At 53.6% G+C, this 2500-nt stretch carries 2 rRNA genes (1 of these 2 cut by a window edge); both read right to left on the bottom strand.

The annotated features are described in order from the left end of the window. Positions 1-243: 243 nt before the first annotated feature. A 5S ribosomal RNA gene (rrf, locus tag AC0L3E_RS34300) occupies positions 244-358 on the bottom strand. A 152-nt stretch (positions 359-510) separates the two neighbouring features. Next, positions 511-2500 (bottom strand): 23S ribosomal RNA (locus tag AC0L3E_RS34305) (it continues 832 nt past the right edge of the window).

Below are 2500 nucleotides of genomic sequence, written 5' to 3' on the forward strand. Positions count from 1 at the left end.
TCTTAGCAAGCGTTTGCTTGCTAATCTTAGCAAGCGTTTGCTTGCTAATCTAAGCAAGCGCTTGCTTGCGTTCCTAAGCAAGCGTTTGCTTGCTTTTTTGTGTAAGCCGAGGCCTACAGATAGGTATATGGCTGACCAAATGAAAGGGCCGCTTACGCGGCCCGTGATCCCTTGGCGGGCCATTTCATAAAGAGAAGATATCACTCCATCCGATTGGATGTGAGTTCAACGTGCGTTTAGCAGACCTGGCAGCGACCTACTCTCCCGCGTCTTGAGACGAAGTACCATCAGCGCTGGAGCGTTTCACGGCCGAGTTCGGAATGGGATCGGGTGCAGCCGCTCCGCCATAACCACCAGGTCGGCAAAACGCACGTTGTTCGAGAAGCTTTTGAGCGAAGGAGCACAAAGAGGCATCGGCAGCGGAGCTGTCGGGTGCCTCTCGGGGCTATTCGCTGGTCTTTTTTGTGCCTGTCATCCTCCGATTTGGAGCGATGAGCATAAGGAATGAGAACGATCAAGCCGATCGAACTATTAGTACCGGTAAGCTTCAAGCGTTGCCGCTCTTCCACACCCGGCCTATCAACGTGGTCGTCTTCCACGGTTCTCAGGGAATACTCGTTTTAAGGTGGGTTTCCCGCTTAGATGCCTTCAGCGGTTATCCCGTCCGGATATAGCTACCCTGCTATGCGGCTGGCGCCACAACAGGTCCACCAGAGATCCGTCCATCCCGGTCCTCTCGTACTAGGGACAGATCCTTTCAATATTCCTACACCCACGGCAGATAGGGACCGAACTGTCTCACGACGTTCTGAACCCAACTCACGTACCGCTTTAAATGGCGAACAGCCATACCCTTGGGACCTGCTCCAGCCCCAGGATGCGATGAGTCGACATCGAGGTGCCAAACAACCCCGTCGATATGGACTCTTGGGGGTCATCAGCCTGTTATCCCCGGCGTACCTTTTATCCGTTGAGCGATGGCCCTTCCACGCGGGACCACCGGATCACTATGACCGACTTTCGTCTCTGCTCGACTTGTCAGTCTCGCAGTCAGGCAGGCTTATGCCATTGCACTCAGCGAACGATTTCCGACCGTTCTGAGCCCACCATCGCGCGCCTCCGTTACTCTTTAGGAGGCGACCGCCCCAGTCAAACTACCCACCATACATTGTCCCGGACCCGGATAACGGGCCGCGGTTAGACATCCATAGTAATAAGGGTGGTATTTCAAGGGTGGCTCCACCTGAGCTGGCGCCCAGGTTTCAAAGCCTACCACCTATCCTACACATGCCACTACGAATGCCAATGTAAAGCTATAGTAAAGGTGCACGGGGTCTTTCCGTCTAACCGCAGGAACCCCGCATCTTCACGGGGAATTCAATTTCACTGAGTCTATGCTGGAGACAGCGGGGAAGTCGTTACGCCATTCGTGCAGGTCGGAACTTACCCGACAAGGAATTTCGCTACCTTAGGACCGTTATAGTTACGGCCGCCGTTTACTGGGGCTTCGATTCAGAGCTTGCACCCCTCCTCTTAACCTTCCAGCACCGGGCAGGCGTCAGACCCTATACGTCGTCTTGCGACTTCGCAGAGCCCTGTGTTTTTGATAAACAGTCGCTACCCCCTGGTCTGTGCCACCCTCCTCTACTTGCGTAGAAAAGGGTCACGCTTCTTCCGAAGTTACGCGTGCAATTTGCCGAGTTCCTTCAGCATAGTTCTCTCAAGCGCCTTGGTATACTCTACCAGACCACCAGTGTCGGTTTCGGGTACGGTTTATAAGGAGGAGCTATTTCCTGGAACCACGCAGCAGCCCGTTCAATCCGATAAGATTGGACTACCTCAATGATCCGTCACTACCTCCAAGCCCACGAATATTAACGTGGTTCCCATCGACTACGCGTTTCCGCCTCGTCTTAGGGGCCGGCTAACCCTGCTCAGATTAGCTTTAAGCAGGAACCCTTGGTCTTTCGGCGGGGGAGTCTCTCACTCCCCTTACGTTACTCATGTCAGCATTCGCACTTCTGATACCTCCACCACCCCTCACGGGTATGGCTTCATCAGCTTACAGAACGCTCCGCTACCGCTTGGCCCTTGCGGACCAAACCCTAAGCTTCGGTGTATGGCTTTAGCCCCGTTACATTTTCGGCGCAAAGACCCTTATTTAGACCAGTGAGCTGTTACGCTTTCTTTAAATGATGGCTGCTTCTAAGCCAACATCCTGGTTGTTTTGGGATCCTCACATCCTTTCCCACTTAGCCATAACTTGGGGACCTTAGCTGTAGGTCAGGGTTGTTTCCCTTTTCACGACGGACGTTAGCACCCGCCGTGTGTCTGCCGACTAGTACTCCCAGGTATTCGGAGTTTGGTTAGGTTTGGTAATCCGGTGAGGACCCCTAGCCCATCCAGTGCTCTACCCCCTGGGGTATTCGGTCGACGCTCTACCTAAATAGATTTCGCGGAGAACCAGCTATTTCCGAGTTTGATTGGCCTTTCACCCCTA

Source organism: Mesorhizobium sp. WSM4822 (genome assembly GCF_055811155.1).